This window comes from Paraburkholderia bonniea (assembly GCF_009455625.1).
GTDB lineage: Bacteria > Pseudomonadota > Gammaproteobacteria > Burkholderiales > Burkholderiaceae > Paraburkholderia > Paraburkholderia bonniea.
On the sequence record NZ_QPEQ01000001.1, the window covers coordinates 2997227 to 3022616 of the forward strand.

Here is a 25390-nt window from a genome sequence, read left to right on the forward strand (position 1 = left end):
CATCGCATTAGGCAGAAGCTATGCGGCCGGAACGGCGGCTAGAAGCGATCCGAAAGTTTAGCATAACGAGTAACAGCAGCAGCAGCGCTGCGCCGCCATTGTGAGCGACGGCAACGGGTAACGGCCATTGCAAAACGATATTCGACAAGCCTGTGAAAAACTGAATCACGAGCACCAGCAACACACCATTCGCCAACCGCCGCAACGAGGTGAAACGCCGCAGTTTCAGCGCAAACCAGAGCAGATACGCCACCACCACAAGCGCGAAAGTGCGGTGCGTCCAGTGAATCGCCACCAATGCGTCCTGGGTAATCACTTCGCCATCGCCAGTCATTCCGAGCGCACGCCATAAATGGAAACCATGCTCGAAGTTCATTGGCGGAATCCATTGGCCATTGCACAACGGAAAATCGGTGCAGGCCAGCACCGCGTAGTTCGTGCTCACCCAGCCACCTAGCGCGATCTGCACCACCAGCAGCAACAGCGCGAGCCACGCCGCAGTGCGCCAGCGCGCCGCAGCAGGTTCCAGCACGGACGGTGGCGTCAGACGTGCCGCCAGCCAGCCCAGCGCGCCCAACAATGCCAGCCCGAGCAGCAAATGCAATGTCACGATGGCCGGTTGCAGCTTGAGCGTCACGGTCCACGCCCCGAACCCACCCTGTACCAAAATCAGCAACAGCAGCCCCGTAGGCCACCACGGCGACACGTGCAACGGGCGTTTGCGCCAATGGGCGACCCACGCAATCAGTGTTTGCGCAACGATCAGCACCCCAATCGCCATCGCAAAGTAACGGTGAATCATTTCGATCCAGGCCTTCGTCATGCTGACGGGGCCAGTAGGCAAAGCCTGATGAGCCGCAGTAATCGCCGCGTGCGCGATGAACGGCGAAGCGGTGCCATAGCATCCTGGCCAATCGGGACAACCGAGGCCCGAGTCGGTCAGCCGGGTAAAACCGCCAAACATCACCAGATCCAGCGTCAAAAAAGTCGTGACCCAAACCAGCTTGCGAAATTTGCTGTCGTCGGCCTTGACCCACACATACGACAGCGGCAGCAACGCAATGCAGATACCGATCAGACCCAGTTGCAAGACAAACATCTTTCGCCCTCGTCAGCCCTTAAGCCCAGTCAACCGTTGCTCGAATATTTCAGCAACTTCGTCACATCGCCCTTGATCTTGCTGGGGTTCGGGTCTTTCGGAAAACGCATCATCAGATTGCCACTCGGATCAACCACATAAATGTGGTCGGTTACCGCCGTCCCTGCGTCAGTTGGCAACCATTGCGCCACAGCCACTGGATCGACAACCAGCATGCCGGTCTCGGGATAGGCCTGGCGAATCACTTCGGCCACCTTCGACGAGTCGGTTCGCAGCCACACCGGAACCAGCCGCTCACGTTGCCCCGCTTGGGTAGCCCTGACTTGCCGCATGAAAAACAGTTTGGTTACGCACGCTTTGTCGCACGCACTGCCATCGACGGAAATCATCAGCCAGCGGCCACGCATCGAGGCTAGCTTGAGCGGTTTGCCATCGTCACCGGTAACCATCAGTTCTGGCGGAATCGGCCGCTGCGGCTGGATCAGCGTGCCATAGCTGGAAGTGCCGCCAGTTGGCTTGAACACGTAGTAAGTCAGATACGACGCGATAACCGGTGCGGCGCAAACCAGCGCCAGCAGCAGAACGATCCAGCGGCCACGCTTCCATGACCCCTTACCCGACGGTTGACCAGGAGGCGTTGTAGAAGCCGGTGAAATATCAGACTGCGGCGGGCGGGAAGATGGGCTGGACACAACAAAACCTCATTGAATGAATAGTCGGGGCCATGCCGTCTGGCAGGCACCATCCGGTGCAATTACACGTGTGGTGCAGGTGGCTTTTTCGCACTGCGGCGCGCCGCATACAAGCCCAGCACAATGGCTGCGAACGCTATACCCCACCACTGAAACATATAGCCATAGTTACGCTCGACACCCGTATTGGGGGCTGGCCAGTCGCGCACTAGACCATCATGGGTGTCGCTAGACTGCTGGATCACAAACGGCTGCAACGGCAGGCCGGTTTCACTGGCGTAGGCGCTCACATCAAGATTCTGGCGAATCAGTTGATGCGCCGCCGAACCTCCCTGTCCAAGCTCAAACGCACGGCTGGCATCGGCCCGGGCAATCCCTTCGATCTCGATCTCGCCAGACGGCGTGAGGTAAGGCGCGATGGTGGTCCGCTCGCTCGCATTGCGCGGCAGCCAGCCGCGATTGACCAGCACATCGCCGCCTTGCGTCAGCCTGAACGGCATCACGACATAAAAACCTGGCTGGTCACGATACGGCCGGTTATCCAGATAAACCACTTTATCCGGCATAAACTGGCCCGTCGCACGCACCCGATGAAATTCGATTTCTTGCAGCGTGAACGGCTGGGCACCGAGGTGCCGGACTGGTGCCTGCTCAAACTGCGTGATGTGCGCCTGCAGCGCTTCTTTCTGATGGGCCCGGTCGCGCTGCCAGAAACCAAGGCGCACCGTCACCGCAACTATCAGCAAAACCAGCAGCGCAGGAAGCCAGCGGACCTTCATTGCACGCCGCCCATGACAGCACCACAGATAACAGGCAGTGCGATAATCGCTGGATCGCCTTTGAGCTTCCGGATTTCAACCAATTCCATGCACATTCTCGTTCCAATCGCCTTCATTCTGATTATTGCCAGCCTGGTTTCCGCACTGTATTTCATGATGCATGACCGGGGCCATACCAAGCGGATGGTGTGGTCACTAGCCACCCGTGTTGGCCTGTCGATCTCGCTCTTTCTCTTCATCCTGTTCGCACACTGGATGGGCTGGATTCAGTCCACCGGCATCCCATACGGGCGCTGATCTAGCCAAAGCCGCGCGCACCGCTCAGCCGGGCGTATGAGAACAAACGCCGCCCTGACAGGGTCAAGGGCGGCGCGAGAAAATTCTTGCAGCAGCTTCACGCAACAGCCATCAAACTTGTGCGCAAAACTGCTTGAAACCACGTTTATAACCAGTACACGACGACATACAGCCCAAGCCATACGACGTCGACAAAGTGCCAGTACCAGGCGGCCCCTTCGAACGCAAAATGCTGCTCGGCAGTGAAATGCCCCCGGATCATCCGCACCAGCACCACCGCCAGCATGGTGCCGCCAAGAAACACGTGAAACCCGTGAAAGCCTGTCAGCAAAAAGAACGTTGAACCATATACACCCGAAGCAAGCGTCAAGTTCAGCTCGTTGTAGGCATGGAAATACTCATAACCTTGCAGGAACAAAAAGCACACACCGAGCACAAGTGTTGCCGCCATCCACGCAATCGCACGGCTACGATGGTTTTCACGCAACGCGTGATGCGACACGGTCAACGTAGCACCCGACGACAAAAGCAGCGCCGTGTTGATCGTCGGTACAGGCCATGGCCCCATCGTCTTGAAATGCGAGACCAAAGCGGCAGGACCATCATTCGGCCAAACCGCCGAAAAATCTGGCCAGATCAGTTTGTAATCAAGGCTGCCAAGCTGATGCAGCGCGATTTCACGGGCATAAAACAGCGCGCCAAAAAATGCGGCAAAGAACATCACCTCGGAGAAGATGAACCAGCTCATGCTCCAGCGATAAGACTTGTCGACATGCTTGCCATACAGGCCGCTTTCCGACTCGGCGATCGCATCGCCAAACCAGTGCCATAACGTGTAAAGCACCCACAGCAGCCCGAGAAACGTCGTGACAGGTGCCCAAGTCTCACCGTTAATCCACGCCGCCACCGATCCGAGCATAACCAGCAAGCCCACGGCTGCGCTGACCGGATGCCGCGACGGGTGCGGGACGAAATAATACGGGCTCTCGTTTTGACCGCTCATTCTTGATTCTCCACTTCAGTCCAGTTGTTCCGGAAATCTCCGGTTGTATCTCTATTGCTATTCTCTTGCGCTGCGCGCCTGCCGCACCGCGTGGCACCTAAACTCGTGCGCTATCCCACGACCGCATGCACAACCAGTATCAGCAAACCGATGAAGATCGCCATGCCGATAAAAGCCGCCAGCACGACGTGCAGCGGATTCAAATGCATCGCATCTGCTTCCAGATCACGCCGCTTGCGCACCCCCAGAAACGACCACATCACCGCCTTCATCGTCTGGCCGAATGTGCTTTTCCGGGCGTTACTGTCTTTATCGCTCATTGCGTCCACCTTTTGCCGCCCAGTCTTCAGACCGGATCAGCCACAACACTGGCACCGGTTTGTGCCACCGGTGTACCAGCCCGCACCGTAGGCGCAGGCGTATTCAACTCAAAAAACGTGTAAGACAACGTGATCGTTTTGACATCTTTCGGCAGCTTCGGATCAACCACGAACACCACCGGCATATGCCTGGTTTCATTCGGTGCCAGCGTTTGCTGGGTAAAGCAGAAACACTCGATCTTTTTGAAAAATTCTGTGGCCTGCTTCGGCGCATAGCTTGGAATAGCCTGCGCCTGGATTGTGCGGCCTTGCTTGTTGGTGACCTGGTAGACAACCGTCGCTATTTCGCCAGGATGCACATTCATGCTGAACTGCTCAGGCTTGAAGCCAAGCGGCCCGCGGGCATTCGCATCAAACTCAACTGAAATCGTCCGGCTGGTGTCCACCTGGGTGTTCTTCGCCGCCTTGGCTGTCACATCACGCTGCACCAGATTGTTAATGCCAGTGATCTGGCAGATCGCCTGGTACATCGGCACCAGCGCAAAACCAAAACCAAACATCAGAAAGGCAACGACGATGAGCTTAACCAGCATCAAGCGGTTAAATGAGCGATCGCTTTCGACCGGTGGCTTTTGCATCGACATCAAACTTCCTTAACAGGCCGTCAGACCAGACTCAGGCAGCACCACCATCAGGAAGAGGAGGCGATCCACTGACTGATAACAGCACCCGTAAAAAAAACGGCGACAACCACGAGCAAAATTAAACCGAGCCGCACATTGCCCGCACGAATCTCGGTGGGACTACGTCTTTCTTGTGGATTTCGGGTCATGCTGAATTATCTGAATATTGCCGTGACGGTAGATAAAGCTACGGTGAAACCCAACCGCCAGCAAGACCCTAGCCCGGCGTGAAACCGCAGGACCAGAGACTCTTGGCGTTGCTATTCGTGATTATTCAACCGTTGGCGGCTTCTCGAACGTATGGAACGGTGCGGGACTCGGGACGGTCCACTCAAGACCAATTGCGCCATCCCACGGTTTGTCCGCAGCTTTTTCCAGCTCACCACCACCCCGATAGGCTGGCAATACAACTGCAAACAGGAAGTAAACCTGTGCCAGACCAAAGCCAAATGCACCAATCGAAGCCACTTGATTCCAGTCAGTGAACTGCGCTGGGTAATCGGCATAACGACGCGGCATACCGGCAAGACCAACGAAGTGCATCGGGAAAAACGTGATGTTGAAGAAGATCATCGAGGTCCAGAAGTGAATCTGGCCGCGTGTCTCGTTGTACATCCAGCCGGTCCACTTCGGTGCCCAGTAATACCACCCGGAGAACAATGCGAAGAGCGATCCGGCCACCAACACATAGTGGAAGTGGGCGACCACGAAATACGTGCCGTGGTACTGGATATCAAGCGGTGCCATCGACAGCATCAGCCCGGTGAACCCACCCATCGTGAATACGAACAAAAAGCCAATTGCAAACAGCATAGGGGTTTCAAACGACAGCGCACCGCGCCACATCGTCGCAACCCAGTTAAATACCTTCACGCCAGTTGGAACTGCGATCAGCATCGTGGCATACATGAAGAACAACTGACCCGTGACCGGCATCCCTGTCGCAAACATGTGGTGCGCCCAGACCATGAACGACAGAATGGCAATTGACGCCGTGGCATAAACCATCGAGCTGTAGCCAAACAGTGGCTTGCGCGAGAACGCCGGGATGACCTGCGAGACGATGCCGAACGCCGGCAAGATCATGATGTAAACCTCGGGGTGCCCAAAGAACCAGAAAATATGCTGATACATCACTGGGTCACCACCGCCGGCCGCATTAAAGAACGACGTGCCGAAGTGACGATCAAACAGCACCATCGTAATTGCGCCCGCCAGAACAGGCATCACCGCAATCAGCAGATACGCGGTAATCAGCCAGGTCCATGCAAACATCGGCATTTTCATCAGCGTCATGCCAGGTGCGCGCATGTTCAGAATCGTCACGACGATATTGATACCGCCCATGATCGAAGACGCACCCATCAAGTGGATGGCAAAAATGGCGAAATCCATGCCTGGACCCATTTGCGTCGAAAGCGGCGCATACAGCGTCCAGCCTGCGGCAGTCGCACCACCAGGGACAAAAAACGAGACCATCAACAATGTCGCGGCAACGGGCAGAAGCCAGAAGCTGAAATTGTTCATCCGCGCAAACGCCATGTCAGAAGCGCCGATCTGGAGTGGAATCATCCAGTTAGCGAAACCAACGAAGGCCGGCATGATCGCGCCAAACACCATGATCAGGCCGTGCATGGTGGTGAGCTGGTTAAAAAACTCTGGCCGCATGATCTGCAACCCAGGCTCAAACAACTCAACGCGAATCATCAATGCCATCACGCCCCCTGAGAGGAACATGATGAAAGAGAACAATAGGTACAACGTACCGATGTCCTTGTGGTTGGTGGCGAACAGCCAGCGACGCCAGCCATGCGGCATATCATGGGCGTGGTCGTCGTGCTCATGAGCATGGCCCGCGACTACATCGTGTCCGATAGACATGACAATCTCCTAAAACGAATGCTTTTCTGACCGTGACACGTCAGGCTGCCGGGCTGATCTCAACGCGCCGCGCTTCTTTCGCGTCAGCGCCGCCCGTGATCGTTTCCGGTTTTTTCAGATTAATGTGGTCTTCAGCGATACCAGCTGCCTTCAGGGCATCCCGCACCGCTTCTGCCCGGCTCTTGGCCAGCTTTGCATTGATATCTGCCGAACCTGTCTTGTCGGTAAAACCGGACAGGTCAAACCGGGCATCTGGATGCGCCTTGGCATAGGCCGCCGCAGCATCAATGGCTGCGCCTGCGTCCGCCGGCAGCGTGCTCTTGCCGGTTTCAAAATAGACGCTAGCGGGCAACGCAGCTTGCGGCGCTTGTGCATCGCTGCTGCTGGATGCCTCTGCCGCAGGCGCAGCAGCTTCCTGATGCGCACCGCCTTCAGGCATCTTGCCGTTACGCGCATCCGCAACCTGCTTCGGTTGCAGAACATCGCCAGTGTGATTGCCCCAGGCATTACGTTGATATGTCACCACCGAAGCAATTTCGACATCGTTCAGGGATGAAGCCCAAGGTGGCATCGCGCCCTTGCCTTTGAGCACCAGACTGACGTGTTCGGCAATCGGGCCATTGGCCACCTTGCTGCCATCAATCGCCGGGAATACGCCCATGCCCTTGCCGTTCGGCTGATGGCATACCGCGCAGTGGGCCGCATAAACCTTCTCGCCACGCCCGGAAAGCTCTGCCAGCGTGTAGGTTTTATTCGGATCATCTGTGCTGGAAGCCATTTTTTGCTTCTGGCTCTCGACCCATTTGGCGTAGTCGTCGGCTGACAGCACAGTCACGACCACCGGCATGTACGCATGTTCCTTGCCGCACAGTTCAGTGCAAAAGCCGCGATAAGTCCCGACCTTCTCCGCCTTGAACCACGTATCGCGTACAAAACCAGGAATCGCGTCTTGTTTGACGCCGAAGGCCGGTACGTACCAGGAGTGAACGACGTCGTTGGCGGTAGTGATGATGCGGATTTTTTTGTCGACCGGCACCACAAGCGGGTTATCTACCTCTTGCAGGTAGGTATCGGTGATTGGCGTCTGGCCATTCACTTCGCTACGTGGCGTGGTCAGCGTGGACAGAAAGCTGATGCCTTCGCCCGGACCCTTCACGTAGTCGTAACCCCACTTCCACTGATAACCGGTGACTTTCACGGTGAGATCAGCATTGGTTGTGTCTTTCATCGCCACGACGGTCTTGGTGGCAGGCAATGCCATCAGGACAACGATGATGAACGGGACAATCGTCCAGATAATTTCGACGGTGGTGCTTTCGTGGAAATTAGCTGGCTTGTGGCCCTTCGATTTGCGGTGAGCAATGATCGAATAGAACATCACGCCAAACACGGCGATAAAAATCACCGTGCAGAGAATCAGCATGAATGTGTGGAGATCGTAGAGCTCCTCAGCGATTTTTGTCACAGGCGGCTGGAGATTGATCTCGTTGACAGCCGGGCCGCCAGGACTATCGCCAACGGCCAGGGCGACGCCGGCGAAAAGCAGCCCGCTGCAGGCCAGCACGCCCGTGAGGGCTCGCTTGATTGTTTTCATAGCTTCCTTACCCATAAATTCCATTCAAACCCTCGACCCCTCTGAAGGGTGCGCCTCGCTCCAGCCATGGACCCGCGCTAGCACGAACCACAACGCCGAAGCCACATGCGCAACTCGTGAGCAAACTGCGCACGCCGGTACAGCGCGAGATGTTGTCCAATCACGATTGACTCGCCACGCGAAACCAGCCGGACAGGCGCATACGGCGAAGCACCCGGCTCGACCCGCACCCAGCGCGGATTAAATTCGAACTGTGTGCGCTGCTCAGCGCTAACCTGCTCAATCACCAGCCGGTTCTCAAACAACCGGATACGTTCGTAATCGACCGCATGGCGCGCATACGCGACAAAAGCGACACCTACTGCCAGCAATTCAACCCCGGTAAACGGCAACACCAGCCACGCGCCGCATAAAACCAGCAGGGAAGCAATTACCAGCGAGAACAACGCAAGCGATACGTAAAAGCACACAAACTGCCGTGGTGAAACCGAACAGTTCCGCTTCATGAGCCAGTCTTTTAACACCGGCTCCGAACCTGATGACAGACCAGTTGTGTCCAACACGATCTCCTGCGAACCGCCGCCCAGCACGCTGTAACGCGCCTGATGCGGTTGCAGCAAACACCTCGCAACACCGGATTCTGCCGCCCCAGATTGGGGACCCCGGGCGACAAACTGACGCATTATAGGCGGGTTCGATATCCGCCACAAGCAACGCCCCGCCGTCCCGCAAGCCATGCGGGACAAGCCTCTGCGCCGTTTTGACGCACTATTTGGCAGGGATTTCCTCTCGTAATTCCAGGCATAACAGATCGGTACTTTACGGCGTCACAGATTCTTCAACTGCCTTCGCCCAATCTCTTCGAGACGCACAATGCCATGCCCTTCCGGTGTGGTGCGCGGCACCGCTTTCCATGCATGTCCATAGATCACCTCAAAGGTCAGTGCGATGCTGCCATCCGCGCTGCGACGGGCTTCCAGCCCAGCCAGCAAGGCTTCGTGCAGACGGCGACCGCCAAGACCCGCGGCTCCCTCACGCACCGCAGGGTAAGCCCCCCAGCGGCGCACATCCGCCAGCAACGATTGCGGCGACTGATAAGTAATCTTCAAGGTTTCCTGATCCATCACCGGGATTTCAAAGCCGCTTTCCACCAGCATGTCGCCCAGATCATGCATATCAACAAAATCAATCACGTGAGCGCGCATTTCGTTGCCGCGCTGAGTGTCGATCTGCGCATAGACGTGACGCAGCTCCTTGAGCGTGTCAGGGCCAAACGTGCTGAACATCAGCAGGCCGTTCACTTTCAGCGCACGCTGCCACTCCGGAAAAATCAGATCGGGACGCGAATGCCATTGCAGCGCGAGATTGGACCAGATCATGTCAAACGCGCCCGCAGCAAACGGCAGTGCCGAAAAATCAGCCTGAGCCAGCCGTGGCCCACGCGCAGCAAGCCAGTCGCCCAACCGGCCTGGCAGCAGCTTTTGCCAGCGAGCCTCCGGCGCATCCTGGCGACGTGCTCGCGCCAGCATCGCCTGCGACAAGTCAGCGCCGTATACCAGTGCCTCCGGAAACCGCTCACGCAGTTGCGGCAGATCATCGCCATAGCCACAGCCCGCATCAAGAACCCGCGCCGGATTGAGCCGAATGTATTCAAGACGCTCACGCATGCGTTGTGAAATTTCACGCGGCAAGAACGCAACGTCACCGAAATGCGCGGCGCGGCGCTCGAAAATCCGCCGTAAATACCGGGCATCATTGGCCGGACGGGCAAGGTTGAGAGGAACTGGGGACATGGGCATCGTGCTGGCGAGGACCGCGAAGTATACTCGCTCACTTGCCCTCTTCAGCGCCGCAGAGCGGCTCCCGTATCGAAGCCATGCCTGTCTTCCCGATGTTTGCTCCATTTCTGGCCTGGCGGGTCCGCTGGCTCACCCCCTGGCTGAAGCGACACGGGCCACAGCTAGCGCAACTCGTCCTGCCAAACTTATGCGCGCTATGCGGCAATCTGTCGCGTAGCACGCTGTGCCCGAGCTGCGCTGAAACCCACTGGAATGAAGCCCGGTTACGTTGCCTCGTCTGCGCGCTGCCACTCGCCGTACGGCACACGCTCGCGGGCCACATACAACCAACCCGGCCAGCCCAGCTTAACCGTTGCACCGGCTGCGCTGAGCGCACCAGTACACCACTCCCCTTCGATGCCACATTCACGCTCGGCGACTATCGCGCGCCCCTCGATGCGCTGGCACTCGGGCTGAAATTTCGCGCACGTATCAGGCTGGCATCTGAATTCGCCAGGCAATTTGCGCATCTCACGCTCAACCTGCCGGAGGCACAACGGCAATTCGACGTGATCGCCCCCGTTCCACTCTCAGCCAGGCGGCTAGTCGAAAGAGGCTACAACCAGGCATGGGAAATTGCCCGGCCACTCGCACGCATGCTGCACACACGCAGCGATGCAACGCTGCTCAAACGTGTCATTCATACCGCGCCGCAAGCCCGGCTTGATCCGGCAGCAAGGCGGCTCAATGTCGGAGGGGCCTTTGAAGTCGTCAAACCCGTGCAGGGCCTGCACGTTGTGCTGGTTGACGATGTCATGACCACCGGTGCCACGCTCGAAGCAATCGCCCACGCACTAAAAACAGCGGGGGCGAAGCGCGTCACCAACCTCGTCGCCTTGCGCACAACAAAAAACTAGCCCCTCACCCATTCAGGTCCACATCATGTTCAACGTTGTTCTTGTCGAGCCCGAAATTCCCCCGAACACGGGTAACGTGATCCGGCTGTGCGCCAATACTGGCGTGCACCTTCACCTGATTGAACCTCTCGGCTTTCCGCTCGATGACACCAAACTGCGACGCGCCGGGCTCGATTATCACGAGTACGCGCAAATGAAGGTTCATGCCAGTTGGGATGCGTTCGTCCGCACAGAAACGCCTGATGCCGCACGCATGTTCGCCTTTACCACGCGCGGCGCAGGGCGCTTTCACGCCAGCACGTTCGTGGCTGGTGACTGGTTTATTTTCGGTGCGGAGACGCGCGGCCTGCCTGAGGAGGTGCTCGGGCATTTCAGTGCAGAGCAGCGGGTCCGGCTGCCAATGCGGCCCGACAACCGGAGTCTGAACCTGTCGAACACGGTGGCAATCGTGGTGTTCGAAGCATGGCGTCAAATGGGTTTTGCCGGGGGAATCTGAGCGATTCCCCCGGCAGGAACGAAAGATAAAGCGAGACTATGCAGGCAGTAGCAAGGCGAGGAGCGACGAATGCAGCGACGCCCGTCCTGACAAACCCGAGCCAAAACTGAGCGCAACAGAACCCCGCTATTCAGCTCGGGCATCACGGCGCAGCAAGGCGCTCACGGCATCGCGCGGCGCTACGCCATCAAACAAAACGGCGCATACCGCCTGTGTCACCGGCATCTCAATCGCATGCGCGTGGGCCAGCGCCAGCACGGCCTGTGCGCAACGCACGCCTTCCGCGACGTGCCCCAGTGCAGCAAGGATGTCGGCCAGCGAGCGTCCGGTGGCCAGTTGCATACCCACCGTCCGGTTACGCGACAGATCGCCCGTCGCGGTAAGAATCAGGTCGCCTAGGCCCGTGAGCCCGGTAAAGGTTTCCGCGCGGCCTCCGAGGGTCACGCCAAGCCGCGACATTTCCGCCAGGCCACGCGTTACAAGCGCTGCCCGGGCGTTGAGCCCAAGCCCCAGGCCGTCGCCAATCCCGGTGGCAATAGCCAGCACGTTCTTGACGGCCCCCCCCACTTCGACGCCGACGACATCATCGCCGGTATAAATGCGCATCGCGTCATGGTGAAAGGCCGCGACAGTTCGCTCCTGGCATGCCCGCGACGGGCTTGCCACGGTTAGTGCGACAGGCAATCCAAGCGCCACTTCGCGTGCAAAGCTGGGCCCGGACAATACGCCGTTGCTGTGATGCTGGGGAAGTTCGGCTGCGACCACCTGATGCGGCAACAATGAAGTGCCCGCCTCGAAGCCTTTGCACAGCCAGATGAGATGGTGTGGGATCTGCGCCTCATCGCGCAGGGTCTGGCACAACCCACGCAAGCCAGCCACTGGCGTGCCGATGACGCACAACGCCTCTGCGCCTTGCGCATGCGCCAATGCAGCGCTCAGATCGGTTTCATAGCGCAGGCTGGCGGGTAGCGCAACGCCCGCAAGGTAGCGGGCGTTTTCGTGACAGCGCTGCAGCTCGGCCACCAGGGCGCTATCGCGCGCCCACAGCACAGTATCGTGATGCCTGGCCAGGTGAGCGGCGAGCGCAGTACCCCAGGCTCCAGCACCGAGAACGGCAATCTTCATGCGCAACGCCTAATGCGTCATGCCATTCGGGCTTGCTGCTTCACTCTGGCTGCCAATTTGCGCGAGACGCTGTTCATACAGCGCCTGGAAGTTGATTTCAGCGAGATGGATCGGTGGAAAACCTGCGCGGCTAATCGCGTCAGCGACATTCGAGCGCAGATACGGGAACAGGATCGTCGGGCAAGCGATGCCGATCAGCGGATCAATCTGGTCTTCAGGAATATTGCGGATATCGAAGATGCCGGCCTGCTTGGCTTCGATCAGAAAAGCCACCTTGTCCAGCACCTTGGCAGTCACCGTGCCGGTGACGAGAACTTCAAATACGTTGTCAGCAAGGCGTTCAGCTTTGACGTCAACCTCAACTTCAACCGAAGGCATTTCCTGTTCGAGGAAGATCGCAGGTGAATTGGGTTGCTCAAGCGACATATCTTTTAGATAGATACGCTGAATGTTGAAAAACGGCTGATTGTTCTCGTCGGACATGGCTAAAACTCCCTGAATGTTTTCGTTACAACGGGCCGCGGCCTTATAGGGCCGTCAGATGCCCGCCAAATATATACGATGCGCGCTGCCATTCAGCAAGAATGGCAGCGCGCATTACTCAATGCACCTGGATCTAAGCGCTCAAACCGCTTCAAGGAGCGGTATCAAGCCACCTGAACGGTCGAGTGCGGAAAGATCGTCGTAGCCGCCCACATGGGTTTCGCCGATAAATATCTGCGGCACAGTACGGCGACCGGTACGAGTCATCATTTCTTCCCGCCGCGCCGGGTCTTTGTCGATGAGCACCTTTTCAAGCTGCTCAACGCCGCGCGACTTTAAGAGACGTTCGGCCATCTGGCAATAAGGGCACACCTGGGTGCTGTACATCACGACCTTGTTCACTTTGCAACTCCTTGTTTCACTACCGGCATACCGGCTCGCTGCCAGGCACTCATTCCGCCTTCAAGCACATGGACCTCGGCGTAACCCGCTTCACGCACGGTGTTAGCCGCCCGGCTAGACTGCTGACCAGTCTGGCACACCAGCAAAACCGGGTTGCTCTTGTTTTTCACAAGTTGCAAGATTTTCGCTTTCAGGTCGGCCAATTCAAGATGCCGTGCCGCGGGCAGATGACCTGCGGCAAAATCTGCCGCAGGCCGCAGATCAAGCACCACCGCGTTGCGCCGGTTAATCAACTGGGTGGCGTCAGTCGCCGAAAGGCCCCCGCGGCGCCGAAGACTCGGCCACAGCAGCAGCCCACCGGAGATGAGGACAATTGCAATGAGTGCAAGGTTTGTGTAATCAGTGAAAAACTTCACGGAAAATCCGCCGAAAAAAGAGAGATCGGAAAGGCAATCCCGCCATTATAAAATAACCGCCTGCTGCGATGGCCCTGGTTCGGCAAACCAGCCTCGCAACGTCGCTTTACCGCTTCCTTACTACCGACCGGCCTCTTATGTACAAACTCGTTCTCATCCGCCACGGCGAATCGACGTGGAACAAGGAAAACCGCTTCACCGGCTGGGTCGATGTCGACCTGACCGAACAGGGTAACCGCGAAGCGCAGCAAGCAGGTGTGCTGCTGAAAGCCTCGGGCTACACCTTTGATATCGCTTACACCTCGGTGCTCAAGCGTGCCATCCGCACGCTCTGGCATGTGCAGGACCAGATGGACCAAATGTATTTGCCCGTGGTGCATTCGTGGCGTCTCAACGAACGCCATTACGGCGCACTGTCAGGCCTGAACAAGGCGGAAACAGCGGCCCAGTATGGCGATGCGCAAGTGCTGACATGGCGTCGCAGCTATGACACCCCACCGCCCGCACTTGATCCTTCGGATAAGCGCGCGCCCTTTGGTGACGCGCGTTACGCCAAGGTGCCGCGCGCCGATTTGCCCCTGACCGAATGTCTGAAAGACACCGTCGCACGCGTGCTGCCAATCTGGAACGAATCTATCGCACCAGCAATCAAGTCCGGCCGCAAGGTGCTAATCGCGGCGCATGGCAATTCGCTCCGGGCGCTCATCAAGTATCTGGATAACATTTCCGATACCGATATCGTCGGGCTGAATATTCCAAACGGCGTGCCGCTGGTCTATGAACTCGATGAAAACCTGAAGCCCGTGCGGCATTACTACCTGGGCGACCAGGACGCGATCGCGCAAGCGCAAGCGGCCGTTGCCAGCCAGGGCAAGGCGGGCTGAGCGCATCTGCATCAGGTCTTGGCGGGGCTGGGTCAAAGAAAAGAAAGCAGCATGCTTTCTGGCGCGGCCCCCTGATTCAAACTCAAACCTCCCCCAGACGGCATGCAGCACTATCCGGTGAAAGCGATTACCGGATATTTCTTTGCAGCAATCAGATCTATCTCAAGAACCCGCCCCTTCTGGCCCGGTCGAAGTCGGATTGCAGCCCGGTTCACTTCACAGGCATACCGGGTGTGCAGTTATACTTGTCCGCCTCCTCTCTATCGACGCTGCCACGCGCCTCCGACCGCACCAGACTCTATGCGAAAGAACCTGAAAAATATCGGCCTGATCGCTGCGGGCCTTGCTACTGGCGTATTTGCCACGTTGCAAATTTCCGCCTCAGCTCAGCAACCCGCGCCCCTGCCACTTGAACAGTTGCGGCTTTTTGCCGAAGTTTTCGGGCAGATCAAGCATGAGTACGTCGAACCAGTTGACGATAAGAAACTGCTGACGTCGGCGATCAAGGGCATGGTTTCCAGCCTCGATCCGCACTCGTCCTATCTCGACAAAACCGACTACCAGGAACTCCAGGAGCAGACCAAAGGCCGCTTCGCCGGGCTAGGTATCGAGATCTCCCAGGAAGATGGCCTCATCAAGGTCATTTCGCCGATTGAAGACACTCCGGCGTTTCGCGCGGGCATTCGCTCCGGCGACCTGATTACCCGCATCAACGACAAACCGGTACGCGGCATGACGCTCGACAAATCCGTCAAGCAAATGCGCGGCGAGCCGGGCACCAAGGTCACGCTGACCATCTTCCGCAAAACCGACGACCGCACGTTCCCGCTCACCGTCACGCGCGCGATCATCAAGGTACAAAGCGTCAAGACCAAAATACCTGCGCCCGGTTATGCCTATGTCCGCATCACCAGCTTCCAGGAACGCACCACGCCTGATCTGGCAGCCAAGCTCAAAGACATCGCGCGCCAGCAACCCGACCTGAAGGGCCTCGTGCTCGATCTGCGCAATAACGGCGGCGGGCTGCTGCAAAGCGCCGTGGGTGTGGCTGGTGCGTTCCTGCCGCCAGATTCGGTCGTCGTGTCGACTAACGGCCAGATACCGGATTCCAAGCAGATTTATCGTGACACTTACGAGAACTACCGCCTGCCTTCATTCGATGGCGATCCGCTCAAGAACCTGCCTCCGATCTTCAAAACCGTGCCGATAGTTGTGTTGACCAATGCGTATTCGGCATCGGCGTCGGAAATTGTCGCGGGTGCATTGCAAGATCAGCATCGTGCGCTGATTCTCGGCAAAACCACCTTCGGCAAGGGGTCGGTGCAAACCGTGCGTCCGATGACCGCCAACACGGCATTGCGCCTCACCACCGCCTATTACTACACGCCAAGCGGCCGCTCGATCCAGAACAAGGGTATCCGTCCGGATATCGCTATCGACCAGTTCGCAGAAGGTGATCCGGATGACGCGCTGGTGACGCGCGAAGTCGATTACTCGAACCACCTGGCCAATACCCAGGATCCGAACGAAAAGAAAGAACAGGAGCAGCGCGAGCAGGAACGCATGGATCAATTGCGTATCCTGGAAGAGCAAAACGACAAGAAAACGCCAGAACAGCGGCAAAAAGATCGTGAGCGCAAGCCGGTCGAATTCGGTTCGGCAGATGATTTCATGCTTCAGCAAGCGTTGAACAAGCTCGAAGGCAAACCAGTGCAAGAGTCGAAGTCGACTACGGAACGCCGTCTCGCACATAGCAAGCCTGCGCAATCGGCTTCCGCGCCTGTTGCCGTGCCGGCTTCTGCTCCAGCGGCCGCGTCCGCAGCAACGCCTGCCTCAGCACCTGCGGCGGCTTCACATGCAACGCCTGCTTCAGCACCTGCGGCGGCTTCGCATGCTGTACCAGCGGCCGCATCCGCAGCAACGCCGGCCTCAACACCGGCACCAGCCACACAAGGCAAGTAACATTTGCCTGGCCTGAAGGTCTTTGCGGCGTCCTCCGCAAAGACCTTCACCTACTCCCCTCCCGCGCGAGTCCGAGCATTCCCCCAGCTTCGCGCAACGGCGTCTTACGCCAGCCATCCCCCCACACACTCCGCTTCGCGCCACGCGATGAACGACGATCAGCTCCTGCGCTATTCCCGCCATATTCTTGTCGATGAACTAGGTATCGAAGCGCAGCAATGCTTTCTCGATGCACATGCGCTCATCATTGGAGCAGGCGGGCTTGGCTCGCCCGCTGCGATGTATCTCGCGGCGGCGGGCGTTGGCAGCCTGACACTAGTCGATGCCGATACGGTTGATCTGACCAATTTGCAGCGCCAGATCCTTCATGTCACAGCCTCGGTGGGGCACAAGAAAGTCGATTCAGGCCGCGCCATGCTTGCGGCGTTAAACCCCGAGGTGCAGGTGCATGCCGTCGCCGAGCGGGTAGACGGCACGTGGCTCGCCAATGCAGTGCCGCAAGCCACCGTGGTGCTCGATTGCAGCGACAACTTCGCCACCCGTCACGCCATCAACCGGGTCTGCTTCTCCCATCGGGTGCCTTTGATATCAGGGGCGGCGTTACGCTTCGATGGCCAGATCAGCACGTTCGATTTCCGCGATGCCGCGTCACCGTGTTATGCGTGCATCTTTCCAGAAGATCAGCCATTTGAAGAAGTGGCCTGCTCAACGATGGGCGTGTTTGCTCCAACCGTTGGCATCATCGGGGCTATGCAGGCGGCTGAGGCGCTGCGCGTAATTGCCGGAATCGGCACGCCACTGGTTGGCCGCCTGATGATGCTCAACTCGCTGCAGATGGAATGGACCACCATGCGTATCGCCCGCCAGCCAGGTTGCCCGGTTTGCGGGCACCCGCGCCCCTCGCCAACTGATGCGCTGCCGCCAGAGCATGAGACTTAGACTAGGCACCATCGCCGAAACATAAACGCCCTGGTTGCATCACCAGCAACCAGGGCGTTTTCATACCAGCCGTCAAACCCTGGCAAACCTGACTCAAGCCTGCGCCACCCGTTTCAGCGCCGCTTGTACCTCTTCTGGCTCGAATGACGCCAGCACGTCGGCAACAGGTTTCTCCAGCGTTTTCAGATGCGAGCGCAATACTTCCTGCTTCACCACCAGCAACTGGCTAGGGTGCATCGAAAACTCCGTTAGCCCCATCCCGAGCAGCAAGCGAGTCAGCGCTGGATCGCCCGCCATTTCACCGCAGACGGACACCGGAACGCCCGCGCGTTTGGCTTCGCGCAGGGTGTAGCCAATCAGGTGCAGCACGGCGGGATGCAACGGGTCATACAGATGCGCCACGGCGTTATCTGCGCGATCAATCGCCAGCGTGTATTGAATCAAGTCGTTGGTCCCGATCGACAGAAAATCGAGCCGCTTGAGAAATAACGGCAGTGCAAGCGCCGCAGCGGGAATCTCGATCATCGCGCCCACACGCACATTCGGATCGTAGGCCAGGCCCGCTGCGTCAAGCTGGTGCCTGGCTTCATGAATCAGATCCAGGGTCTGGTCGATTTCACGCGCGTGCGCGAGCATCGGAATCAGAATCTTCACCGGCCCAAACACGGAAGCCCGCAAGATCGCCCGCAACTGGGTCAGAAACATCTGTGGCTCAGACAAGCTCCAGCGAATCGCCCGCAACCCAAGCGCGGGATTCATCGCTGTTTCGTAACCATCGTTGCCCATGGACTCAAGCGGCTTGTCCGCGCCCACATCAATCGTGCGAATGGTCACCGGCAAGCCGTTCATCAACTCAACGGCACGGCGATAGGCGTCGAACTGCTCCTCTTCCTCCGGCAAATGATGCTCGTGATTCATAAAGAGGAATTCAGTGCGGAAGAGACCAATGCCCGTTGCCCCGGCTTCGACTGCCGCGCGGGCATCATCGGGCAATTCGATATTCGCGGACAGTTCGATGCGCGTGCCGCACAGCGTTTGCGTGGGCGAGAACTTCAGGCGCTGCAGCTTGCGCTGTTCAAGCACTTTCTCACTTTGACGGTAGGAATACTCTTCGAGCACGATGGGCGCGGGATCAACAATCACGATGCCGTGATCGCCGTCCACAATAATCAGGTCGTCCTGACGAATCAGCGCGCTGGCCTGCTGCACCCCAACCGCCGCCGGAATACCGAGGCTGCGCGCGACAATCGCCGTGTGCGACGTGCGCCCACCCAGATCCGTCACAAAGCCCTGAAACGTCTGCGTCTTGAACTGCATCATGTCGGCCGGCGCGATGTCATGCGCGACCACGATCATCTCGTTACAGGTGCCGTGCTCGCTGTCTGCCAGAGTCGTGACGGAAGCACCGGCAAGCGCCTTGAGCACCCGCTCCACGACCTGCTGAATGTCAGCTTTGCGCTCACGCAGATATTCGTCTTCGATATCGTCGAAATGGCGCGACAAACGTTCGAGCTGCTCCGTCAGCGCCCATTCGACGTTATAGCGGCGGGTGCGGATCAGATCTATCGTCTCCTGCACCAGCATCGCGTCATTCAGGATCATGCTGTGGACGTTGATGAATGCGCCCATTTCGCTCGGAGCGTCGGCGGCGAGATCGGCGCGCAACGTGTCGAGTTCCTGATGCACCAGGCGCTGTGCCACACGAAAACGCTCCACCTCGTCTTCGATCTGGGACTGCTCAAGCAAATAATGGTCGACGTCGAGTGCCGCTGGGGCAATCAGATATGCCCGCCCAATAGCGATACCGCGTGACACGGGAATTCCATGCAGCGTGAACGACACACGCCCTCCTCTCGTTATGCGTTGCGCAATGTTGCGGCAACCCGCAAGAATGGCTTCAGACTCTATTTGCCGCGATAAATTCCGCCGCGCCTGGATTGATTTATGGTGACTGCTTTGCGCTTTCGCCGAGCTTGCCAGACAACTGTGATGCTGATGTGTCGGTCTGCATGATGATGCGCGTCGCGTATTGTGACCCGCTAAAAAAAACGCCGCGAGTCGAGCGCGGCGTCCTGGTGCAGATAAATTCTGAACTCGCGTTACTGACCTTCGCCAAATTTGTCGGCAATCAGCTTGAGCAAGGCGGCCATCGCCTGCTCTTCGTCAGCGCCATCGGTTTCGATCAGCACGGTGCTGCCGATCCCAGCGGCCAGCATCATCACACCCATGATGCTTTTTGCGTTAATCCGGCGGCCATTGCGGCTCATCCAGATTTCCGCCTGAAAATTGCCCGCGAGTTGCGTTAGCTTGGCCGAGGCACGAGCGTGCAGCCCCAGCTTGTTCACGATAGTTGTTTCCTGTTGCAGCATGTAAGAGTCCGAAACGCAGGTGATAAAGAGAATGAAAGTAAAACGGGAAGCGATGCCACCGCAGGCCCGGCTAGTCAGATGAGTCCGTCTTAGGCACTGGCGGCGTAGCCGCACATGGGTCAGAGCAGCCTGGCGCAGTGGTGGGCTGGGGTGTTCCTGGCGTAATCGCGTGGATGCCTTTGGTCGCGCCCGCCAGTGCCTTGTCGATCAGCGTATCCAGCGGCGTGGTGCGATAACAGACTGCCCGCAGCAACATCGGCAGATTCACGCCAGCCAGTACTCGCACCTGCGGCAACGTGGCCAGGCGGCCGGCGATATTCGATGGCGTCGCACCAAACATGTCGGTCAGCACCAACGCGCCGTTATCTTCCTTGAGCCGCTCGATCTCGGTGTGCGCAAACGCCAGTATTTTTACCGGATCGCTATCAGGCAATACATCAATGACCCCAATGCGGGCGGGCAAACCACCATAGATGTGGGCAATGCACTCCCGAAGCGCCGTGGCGAAGGGAGCGTGCGCAATAATCAGAATGCCTGCCATATCAGCCTTGCTGCAAAAAACGGTTCTGTATCCTGGCGGACCTGCCGTACTTCAAACGCCTGAAAAACTGACGCTGGCACTGGCCGCTACGCTCTCCGTTACATCGTGTGAGCCGCGCCCAGATATAGCCATCAACCCGGAAGCGGGGCATTGTAACAGGCCCATTTGCCTATTTTTCGGGCAGCCATAGCCAGCAAAAAGCCCGTCACACCAGCCGCCAACCATGCGCGATACATCAGCCTGCTGCACGCTCTAGCGCGTCGATAAACATCGCCGCCACATCAAACCCGGTCTGATCCATGATTTCGCGGAAGCACGTTGGGCTCGTCACATTGACCTCAGTCAGCCAGTCGCCAATCGCATCGAGCCCGACCAGCAGCAAACCTCGCTCGAACAGCACCGGCGCAAGCGTGACAGCGATCTCGCGGTCGCGGTCGGTTAGCGGCTGCGCCCGCCCGAGCCCGCCCGCCGCCAGATTGCCGCGCACCTCGCTGCCCTGGGGGATGCGCGCCAGCACATACGGCACAGGCTGGCCGCCAATCAACAAGATGCGCTTGTCACCATTCTTGATTTCGGGAAGAAACTTCTGCGCCATGACTGAGCGCGAGCCATCGTGACTCAGCATTTCGATAATGGAACCGAGATTCATGCCATCCGCTGTCACACGGAACACGCCCATGCCGCCCATGCCATCCAGCGGCTTCAGAATGATGTCGCCGTGCTCGGCATGAAACGCCCGCAAGCGCGCCGCGTCGCGCGTAACCAGCGTCGGCGCGACAAACTGCGGGAATTCGCCAATCGCCAGTTTTTCGGAATGGTCGCGGATCGCCTGCGGTTTGTTGAAAATACGCGCGCCGCTGCGTTCGGCGAGTTCGAGCAGCCAGGTCGCGGTGACATATTCCATGTCGAACGGCGGGTCCTTGCGCATGAGCACCGCACCGAAGTCTTTCAGCAAACGAGGGCTGGCCGCCTCTGCGGCAAACCATGGCGAACGGCGCTTGTCGGCCAGATCACCCGTAATCGTGAAGCGCCGCACGTTGGCTTCGACCTCACCGCCGCTCCATGCCAGGTGCCCCGGCTCGCAGGCGTAGAGCGTGTGGCCACGCGCGGCGGCCTCAGCCATCATCGCGTAGGTCGAATCCTTGTAGATCTGAAAGCGATCCAGCGGGTCAGCGATAAAAAGAATGTTCATAAAAATCCTGATGTGCCTGGACAGCCTCGCGTTGCCTGTTCACTCATGACCCGGATGGGCGAGGTGGGCATGGTCAAACCTGAATCGCTTCCGGGTCGGTTTTTTCAAGCTCAATCGATGCGGCCAGCAGCCCAAGACGCGCCACTACGCCATACATGTAAAAACGGTTAGGCGGTGCCACGCCAGGTTTGGCATGCGCATCGGGCAGCGCCGTATGTTCGAAGCCCAGCGGCACAAAATGCATCCCAGGTGCGTTCAGATTCTCATCGCGTTCGCGGCTGCCATGCACCCGGTAAAAGCCACCGACGACATAGCGGTCGATCATGTACACCACGGGTTCTGCGACCTCTTCGCCCACGCGCTCGAAGGTGTGCACGCCTTCTTGCACCATCACGTCATGCACTTCGAGGCCATCTTTTGATGCGGCCATTTTGGTGCGCTCGCGGCGCTTGAGCGCGGCAAGCTCCGAAGCATCGTGCAGCGTCATCACGCCCTTGCCATAGGTGCCCGCATCGGACTTGACGACGACATAAGGTTTTTCAGTAATGCCGTATTCACGGTACTTTTTTGCAATCTTTTTCAGCACGCCGTCAATCGCGTCAGCCAGCGCGGCTTCGCCGGTGCGGGCTTCGAAATCAACGCCTTCCACTCGCGCGAAGTACGGATTAATCATCCAGGGATCGATTTCGACCATCTTGGCGAACTTCCTGGCCACATCGTCGTAGCAGGAAAAATGCGTCGATTTGCGCCGCACGGCCCAGCCCGCATGCAGCGGCGGCAGCAAATACTGCTCGTGCAGGTTTTCAAGCACGGGCGGGATGCCGCCAGACAAATCGTTATTCAGCAGGATTGAACACGGATCGAAATTTTTCAGGCCAAGCCGCCGTGCCGAGCGCTCAAGCGGCTCAAGCAGCAGCTTCTGTCCATCAGGCAACGCGATGCTGACCGGATGAGTCACGGTTTCATCAAGCGTGCCAAAACGCACGTTCAAACCCGCGTGACGCATGATGAGCGCGAGCCGGGCGATGTTCTGCAGATAGGTGGTATTGCGCGTATCCCGCTCTGGAATGACCAGCAGGTTCTTCGCGTCAGGGCAGATTTTTTCGATGGAAGCCATGGCCGCCTGCACCGCCAGCGGCAAAACTTCTGCGGGTAACTGATTGAATGCGCCAGGAAACAGATTGGTATCGACGGGCGCAAGTTTGAAACCGGCGTTACGCAGATCGACTGAGCAGTAAAACGGCGGCGTGTGCTCCTGCCATTCGAGACGAAACCAGCGTTCGATGGCGGGCGTGGCGTCGAGGATCTTGCGCTCAAGATCGAGCAGCGGGCCATTCAGGGCCGTAACTAGGTGCGGAACCATGGATCACTCGCAAACTGAAGAGGGACGATTGTAGTGCAATGCCCCTTTCATTTGGGGCTGCTTTGCACATTCGCAAGCATGCGGAAAGCATCGCTGCTGGCTATCGCTGCGATAGCCAGCAGCGTCTGCAGGAAATGCCCAGAGGCCGCGACAAAAGCCCAACGCCCGCAGCAAAGCAGGCGTTGGGCTTAATCCATGTCAAATCCGCTCAACCCAGTTCAGTTCAAGCCATGCGCGATACATCGTGCGCCCGAATCATTCAACATGCTCGCCATGTAGCGCCACATCGAGTCCTTCGCGCTCCTGCTCTTCGGTGACACGCAAGCCCATGGTCCAGTCGATCAGCTTCAACAGCACAAAGCTCACCACGCCGCTGTAGACCAGCGTCACCAGCACGCCCTTGGCTTGCAGCAGCACGCTGCCATCCATCCCGCCAATCTCCTTCACCGCGAACACGCCCGTCAGCAACGCGCCAACGATGCCGCCCACGCAATGCACGCCGAACGCGTCGAGTGAATCGTCATAGCCAAGCTTGTGTTTCAGCCAGGTGGCAGTCCAGAAGCACACCACGCCAGCCACCAGGCCAATCACCAACGCGCCCGTCACGCCAACAAAACCCGACGCGGGGGTAATCGCCACCAGCCCCGCGACCGCACCCGAAACAATCCCCAGCACGGACGGACGGCCTCGCGTCAGCCACTCGGTGAACATCCAGCCGAGCGCGGCCATCGCGGTAGCGATTTGCGTCGTCAGCATCGCAAAGCCGGCGCGGCCGTCAGCCGCCAGCGCCGAGCCCGCATTGAAACCGAACCAGCCCACCCACAGCATCGCGCCGCCGATCAGCGTCAGAACCAGGTTGTGCGGTGCCATCGCTTCACGGCCATAGCCCACGCGCTTGCCCAGCACCAGACAGCAGACCAGCGCGGCAATCCCTGCGTTGATGTGCACCACCGTGCCGCCAGCGAAATCAAGAATGCCCTGGCTCGCCAGCCAGCCAGTCGGCTCCCACACCATGTGCGCAATCGGTGAGTAGACGATGATCGACCACAGGGTCATGAACACCAGCATCGATGAAAATTTCATCCGGTCAGCAAACGCGCCGGTAATCAGCGCTGGCGTGATGATCGCAAACGTCATCTGGTAGACGAAATAGACCGTTTCGGGAATGGTGGGGGCAAGATGGCTGACGCTCAGCAGCGTGGCCTTGTCGCCCTTGATGTAGCTCATGCCGCTCAGAAACACGCGCGATAGCCCGCCGAGAAACGCGCCACCTGGCGTAAAGGCCAGGCTGTAGCCCACCACGGTCCAGAGCACCGTGATGACGCAGGTGATAGCAAAGCTCTGCATCAGCATCGACAGCACGTTCTTCTTGCGCACCATGCCGCCGTAAAACAGCGCAAGACCAGGAATCGTCATGAATAGCACCAGCGCCGTCGAGGTCAGCATCCAGGCGGTGTCTCCCGAGCTGATTTTCGTGGCGTCAACCAGTGACGGGGCAGCAGGCGCGGGAGCCAGGGCTGGAGTGGCGGCGACGGGAAGGGTGGCGCTGACGCCAGTGTTTGCCGTGACAGCAGCACTTGCGGGAGCGTCATCCGCGAGCGCTACCCCCATACCACCAGCAAGCAGCGATCCCGCCATCAGCAAGGACATCAGTAAGTTGCGCATCTTCATTTCCTCTTGCGTTGCTGTATTAGTGGCTTAGTGGCGAATCGTTTTACAGCGCGTCGGCACCAGTCTCGCCGGTACGGATGCGGATCACGTGCTCAATCGGGGTGACGAAAATCTTGCCGTCCCCAATCTTGCCGGTACGCGCCGCCTGCTCAAGGGCTTCGATGGCCTGTTCAACGATCTCATCCGACACGGCGGCTTCGATCTTGACCTTCGGCAGAAAATCGACGACATATTCCGCGCCGCGATACAACTCGGTATGGCCTTTTTGCCGGCCAAAGCCCTTGACCTCGGTCACCGTGATGCCGGAGACGCCGATGGCCGACAAGGCTTCGCGCGCCTCGTCGAGCTTGAACGGCTTGATGATTGCGGTAATGAGCTTCATGAATTCCTCGCTGTGGTGACTAATACGGGTCCGGCTGAGTGCCTCATACCGCTCGCCGTGACGCTCACCCGTCGCCGCCAACTCTGGCGGCGGGTGCCTGCATCGCATACAACAGCAACTCC

At 58.4% G+C, this 25390-nt stretch carries 28 protein-coding genes; 6 read left to right on the forward strand and 22 right to left on the reverse strand.

Translation table 11 applies throughout. From position 1 onward, the window contains the following. Positions 1-7: 7 nt before the first annotated feature. From GH656_RS13200 to GH656_RS13210, 3 genes are all read right to left on the reverse strand, one after another. Complete coding sequence (locus GH656_RS13200; protein ID WP_153076356.1) at positions 8-1099, reverse strand: COX15/CtaA family protein; 1092 nt, start codon at positions 1097-1099, stop codon at positions 8-10. A gap of 29 nt (positions 1100-1128) precedes the next feature. Further along, complete coding sequence (locus GH656_RS13205) at positions 1129-1755, reverse strand: SCO family protein (RefSeq protein WP_217352273.1); 627 nt, start codon at positions 1753-1755, stop codon at positions 1129-1131. Positions 1756-1853: 98 nt separating this feature from the next. After that, complete coding sequence (locus GH656_RS13210; RefSeq protein WP_153076358.1) at positions 1854-2570, reverse strand: SURF1 family protein; 717 nt, start codon at positions 2568-2570, stop codon at positions 1854-1856. 87 nt (positions 2571-2657) lie between these two features. On the opposite strand from GH656_RS13210, the gene GH656_RS13215 reads away from it, so the two are divergent. After that, entirely contained in the window at positions 2658-2867 is a 210-nt protein-coding gene (locus tag GH656_RS13215; RefSeq protein WP_153076359.1) for a twin transmembrane helix small protein, read from the forward strand. Between the two features lie 145 nt (positions 2868-3012). Here the strand turns inward: GH656_RS13215 and GH656_RS13220 are convergent, their stop codons facing one another. The 8 genes from GH656_RS13220 to GH656_RS13255 form a co-directional block, all read right to left on the reverse strand. Then, positions 3013-3870: a cytochrome c oxidase subunit 3 gene (locus GH656_RS13220; RefSeq protein WP_153076360.1), complete on the reverse strand. Its 858-nt coding sequence runs from the start codon at positions 3868-3870 to the stop codon at positions 3013-3015. Between the two features lie 110 nt (positions 3871-3980). Next, positions 3981-4190 carry a DUF2970 domain-containing protein gene (locus GH656_RS13225; RefSeq protein ID WP_153076361.1) on the reverse strand — a complete coding sequence of 70 codons (210 nt, stop codon included), beginning with the start codon at positions 4188-4190 and terminating at the stop codon, positions 3981-3983. 26 nt (positions 4191-4216) lie between these two features. After that, positions 4217-4828 carry a cytochrome c oxidase assembly protein gene (locus tag GH656_RS13230; RefSeq protein ID WP_425495882.1) on the reverse strand — a complete coding sequence of 204 codons (612 nt, stop codon included), beginning with the start codon at positions 4826-4828 and terminating at the stop codon, positions 4217-4219. Between the two features lie 53 nt (positions 4829-4881). After that, entirely contained in the window at positions 4882-5022 is a 141-nt protein-coding gene (locus tag GH656_RS17910; protein ID WP_153076363.1) for a cytochrome oxidase small assembly protein, read from the reverse strand. A gap of 121 nt (positions 5023-5143) precedes the next feature. Then, positions 5144-6754, reverse strand: a complete 1611-nt coding sequence (ctaD, locus tag GH656_RS13240) for a cytochrome c oxidase subunit I (RefSeq protein ID WP_153076364.1) — start codon at positions 6752-6754, stop codon at positions 5144-5146. A 40-nt stretch (positions 6755-6794) separates the two neighbouring features. Next, positions 6795-8372, reverse strand: coding sequence for a cytochrome c oxidase subunit II (coxB, locus tag GH656_RS13245; RefSeq protein WP_153076365.1), 1578 nt, complete (start codon positions 8370-8372; stop codon positions 6795-6797). A 53-nt stretch (positions 8373-8425) separates the two neighbouring features. Then, positions 8426-8854, reverse strand: a complete 429-nt coding sequence (locus GH656_RS13250; RefSeq protein WP_425495864.1) for a DUF2244 domain-containing protein — start codon at positions 8852-8854, stop codon at positions 8426-8428. Between the two features lie 321 nt (positions 8855-9175). Further along, on the reverse strand, positions 9176-10141 hold the full coding sequence (locus tag GH656_RS13255) for a methyltransferase domain-containing protein (protein ID WP_425495865.1): 966 nt from the start codon (positions 10139-10141) through the stop codon (positions 9176-9178). Between the two features lie 83 nt (positions 10142-10224). Between GH656_RS13255 and GH656_RS13260 the strand changes: the two genes are divergently transcribed. Continuing rightward, positions 10225-11043 (forward strand): ComF family protein, encoded by an 819-nt coding sequence (locus GH656_RS13260; RefSeq protein WP_246184267.1) that lies wholly within the window; start codon positions 10225-10227, stop codon positions 11041-11043. Positions 11044-11068: 25 nt separating this feature from the next. Continuing rightward, the gene (gene trmL / locus GH656_RS13265; protein WP_153076367.1) at positions 11069-11539 is read left to right on the forward strand and encodes a tRNA (uridine(34)/cytosine(34)/5-carboxymethylaminomethyluridine(34)-2'-O)-methyltransferase TrmL; all 471 of its coding nucleotides are present in this window, start codon (positions 11069-11071) and stop codon (positions 11537-11539) included. Between the two features lie 126 nt (positions 11540-11665). Here trmL and GH656_RS13270 read toward each other — a convergent pair whose 3' ends face one another. The 4 genes from GH656_RS13270 to GH656_RS13285 form a co-directional block, all read right to left on the reverse strand. After that, positions 11666-12664 (reverse strand): NAD(P)H-dependent glycerol-3-phosphate dehydrogenase, encoded by a 999-nt coding sequence (locus GH656_RS13270; RefSeq protein ID WP_153076368.1) that lies wholly within the window; start codon positions 12662-12664, stop codon positions 11666-11668. A gap of 9 nt (positions 12665-12673) precedes the next feature. After that, positions 12674-13147, reverse strand: a complete 474-nt coding sequence (gene secB / locus GH656_RS13275; RefSeq protein ID WP_153076369.1) for a protein-export chaperone SecB — start codon at positions 13145-13147, stop codon at positions 12674-12676. A gap of 141 nt (positions 13148-13288) precedes the next feature. Continuing rightward, entirely contained in the window at positions 13289-13549 is a 261-nt protein-coding gene (grxC, locus tag GH656_RS13280; RefSeq protein ID WP_153076370.1) for a glutaredoxin 3, read from the reverse strand. Beyond that, on the reverse strand, positions 13546-13965 hold the full coding sequence (locus tag GH656_RS13285) for a rhodanese-like domain-containing protein (protein WP_153076371.1): 420 nt from the start codon (positions 13963-13965) through the stop codon (positions 13546-13548). The genes grxC and GH656_RS13285 overlap by 4 nt, the downstream gene beginning before the upstream one ends. A 137-nt stretch (positions 13966-14102) precedes the next feature. Here GH656_RS13285 and gpmA point away from each other — a divergent pair, with 137 nt between their 5' ends. From gpmA to GH656_RS13300, 3 genes are all read left to right on the forward strand, one after another. Next, the gene (gene gpmA / locus GH656_RS13290) at positions 14103-14849 is read left to right on the forward strand and encodes a 2,3-diphosphoglycerate-dependent phosphoglycerate mutase (protein WP_153076372.1); all 747 of its coding nucleotides are present in this window, start codon (positions 14103-14105) and stop codon (positions 14847-14849) included. Positions 14850-15149: 300 nt separating this feature from the next. After that, entirely contained in the window at positions 15150-16811 is a 1662-nt protein-coding gene (locus GH656_RS13295) for a S41 family peptidase (protein ID WP_246184268.1), read from the forward strand. A gap of 147 nt (positions 16812-16958) precedes the next feature. Next, the gene (locus tag GH656_RS13300; protein ID WP_153076373.1) at positions 16959-17750 is read left to right on the forward strand and encodes a HesA/MoeB/ThiF family protein; all 792 of its coding nucleotides are present in this window, start codon (positions 16959-16961) and stop codon (positions 17748-17750) included. 93 nt (positions 17751-17843) lie between these two features. Here the strand turns inward: GH656_RS13300 and ptsP are convergent, their stop codons facing one another. From ptsP to GH656_RS13335, 7 genes are all read right to left on the reverse strand, one after another. Continuing rightward, positions 17844-19592, reverse strand: coding sequence for a phosphoenolpyruvate--protein phosphotransferase (gene ptsP, locus GH656_RS13305; RefSeq protein WP_153076374.1), 1749 nt, complete (start codon positions 19590-19592; stop codon positions 17844-17846). Between the two features lie 257 nt (positions 19593-19849). Further along, a complete protein-coding gene (locus GH656_RS13310; protein ID WP_153076375.1) occupies positions 19850-20119 on the reverse strand; it encodes an HPr family phosphocarrier protein in 270 nt (89 codons plus the stop codon). A gap of 70 nt (positions 20120-20189) precedes the next feature. Next, positions 20190-20660: a PTS sugar transporter subunit IIA gene (locus GH656_RS13315; RefSeq protein ID WP_153076376.1), complete on the reverse strand. Its 471-nt coding sequence runs from the start codon at positions 20658-20660 to the stop codon at positions 20190-20192. 235 nt (positions 20661-20895) lie between these two features. Beyond that, the gene (gene gshB / locus GH656_RS13320) at positions 20896-21852 is read right to left on the reverse strand and encodes a glutathione synthase (protein ID WP_153076377.1); all 957 of its coding nucleotides are present in this window, start codon (positions 21850-21852) and stop codon (positions 20896-20898) included. 73 nt (positions 21853-21925) lie between these two features. After that, positions 21926-23215: a glutamate--cysteine ligase gene (gene gshA / locus GH656_RS13325; protein WP_153076378.1), complete on the reverse strand. Its 1290-nt coding sequence runs from the start codon at positions 23213-23215 to the stop codon at positions 21926-21928. 255 nt (positions 23216-23470) lie between these two features. Next, on the reverse strand, positions 23471-24880 hold the full coding sequence (locus GH656_RS13330) for an ammonium transporter (RefSeq protein WP_153076379.1): 1410 nt from the start codon (positions 24878-24880) through the stop codon (positions 23471-23473). A 49-nt stretch (positions 24881-24929) separates the two neighbouring features. Beyond that, complete coding sequence (locus GH656_RS13335; RefSeq protein WP_153076380.1) at positions 24930-25268, reverse strand: P-II family nitrogen regulator; 339 nt, start codon at positions 25266-25268, stop codon at positions 24930-24932. Positions 25269-25390: the final 122 nt, after the last annotated feature.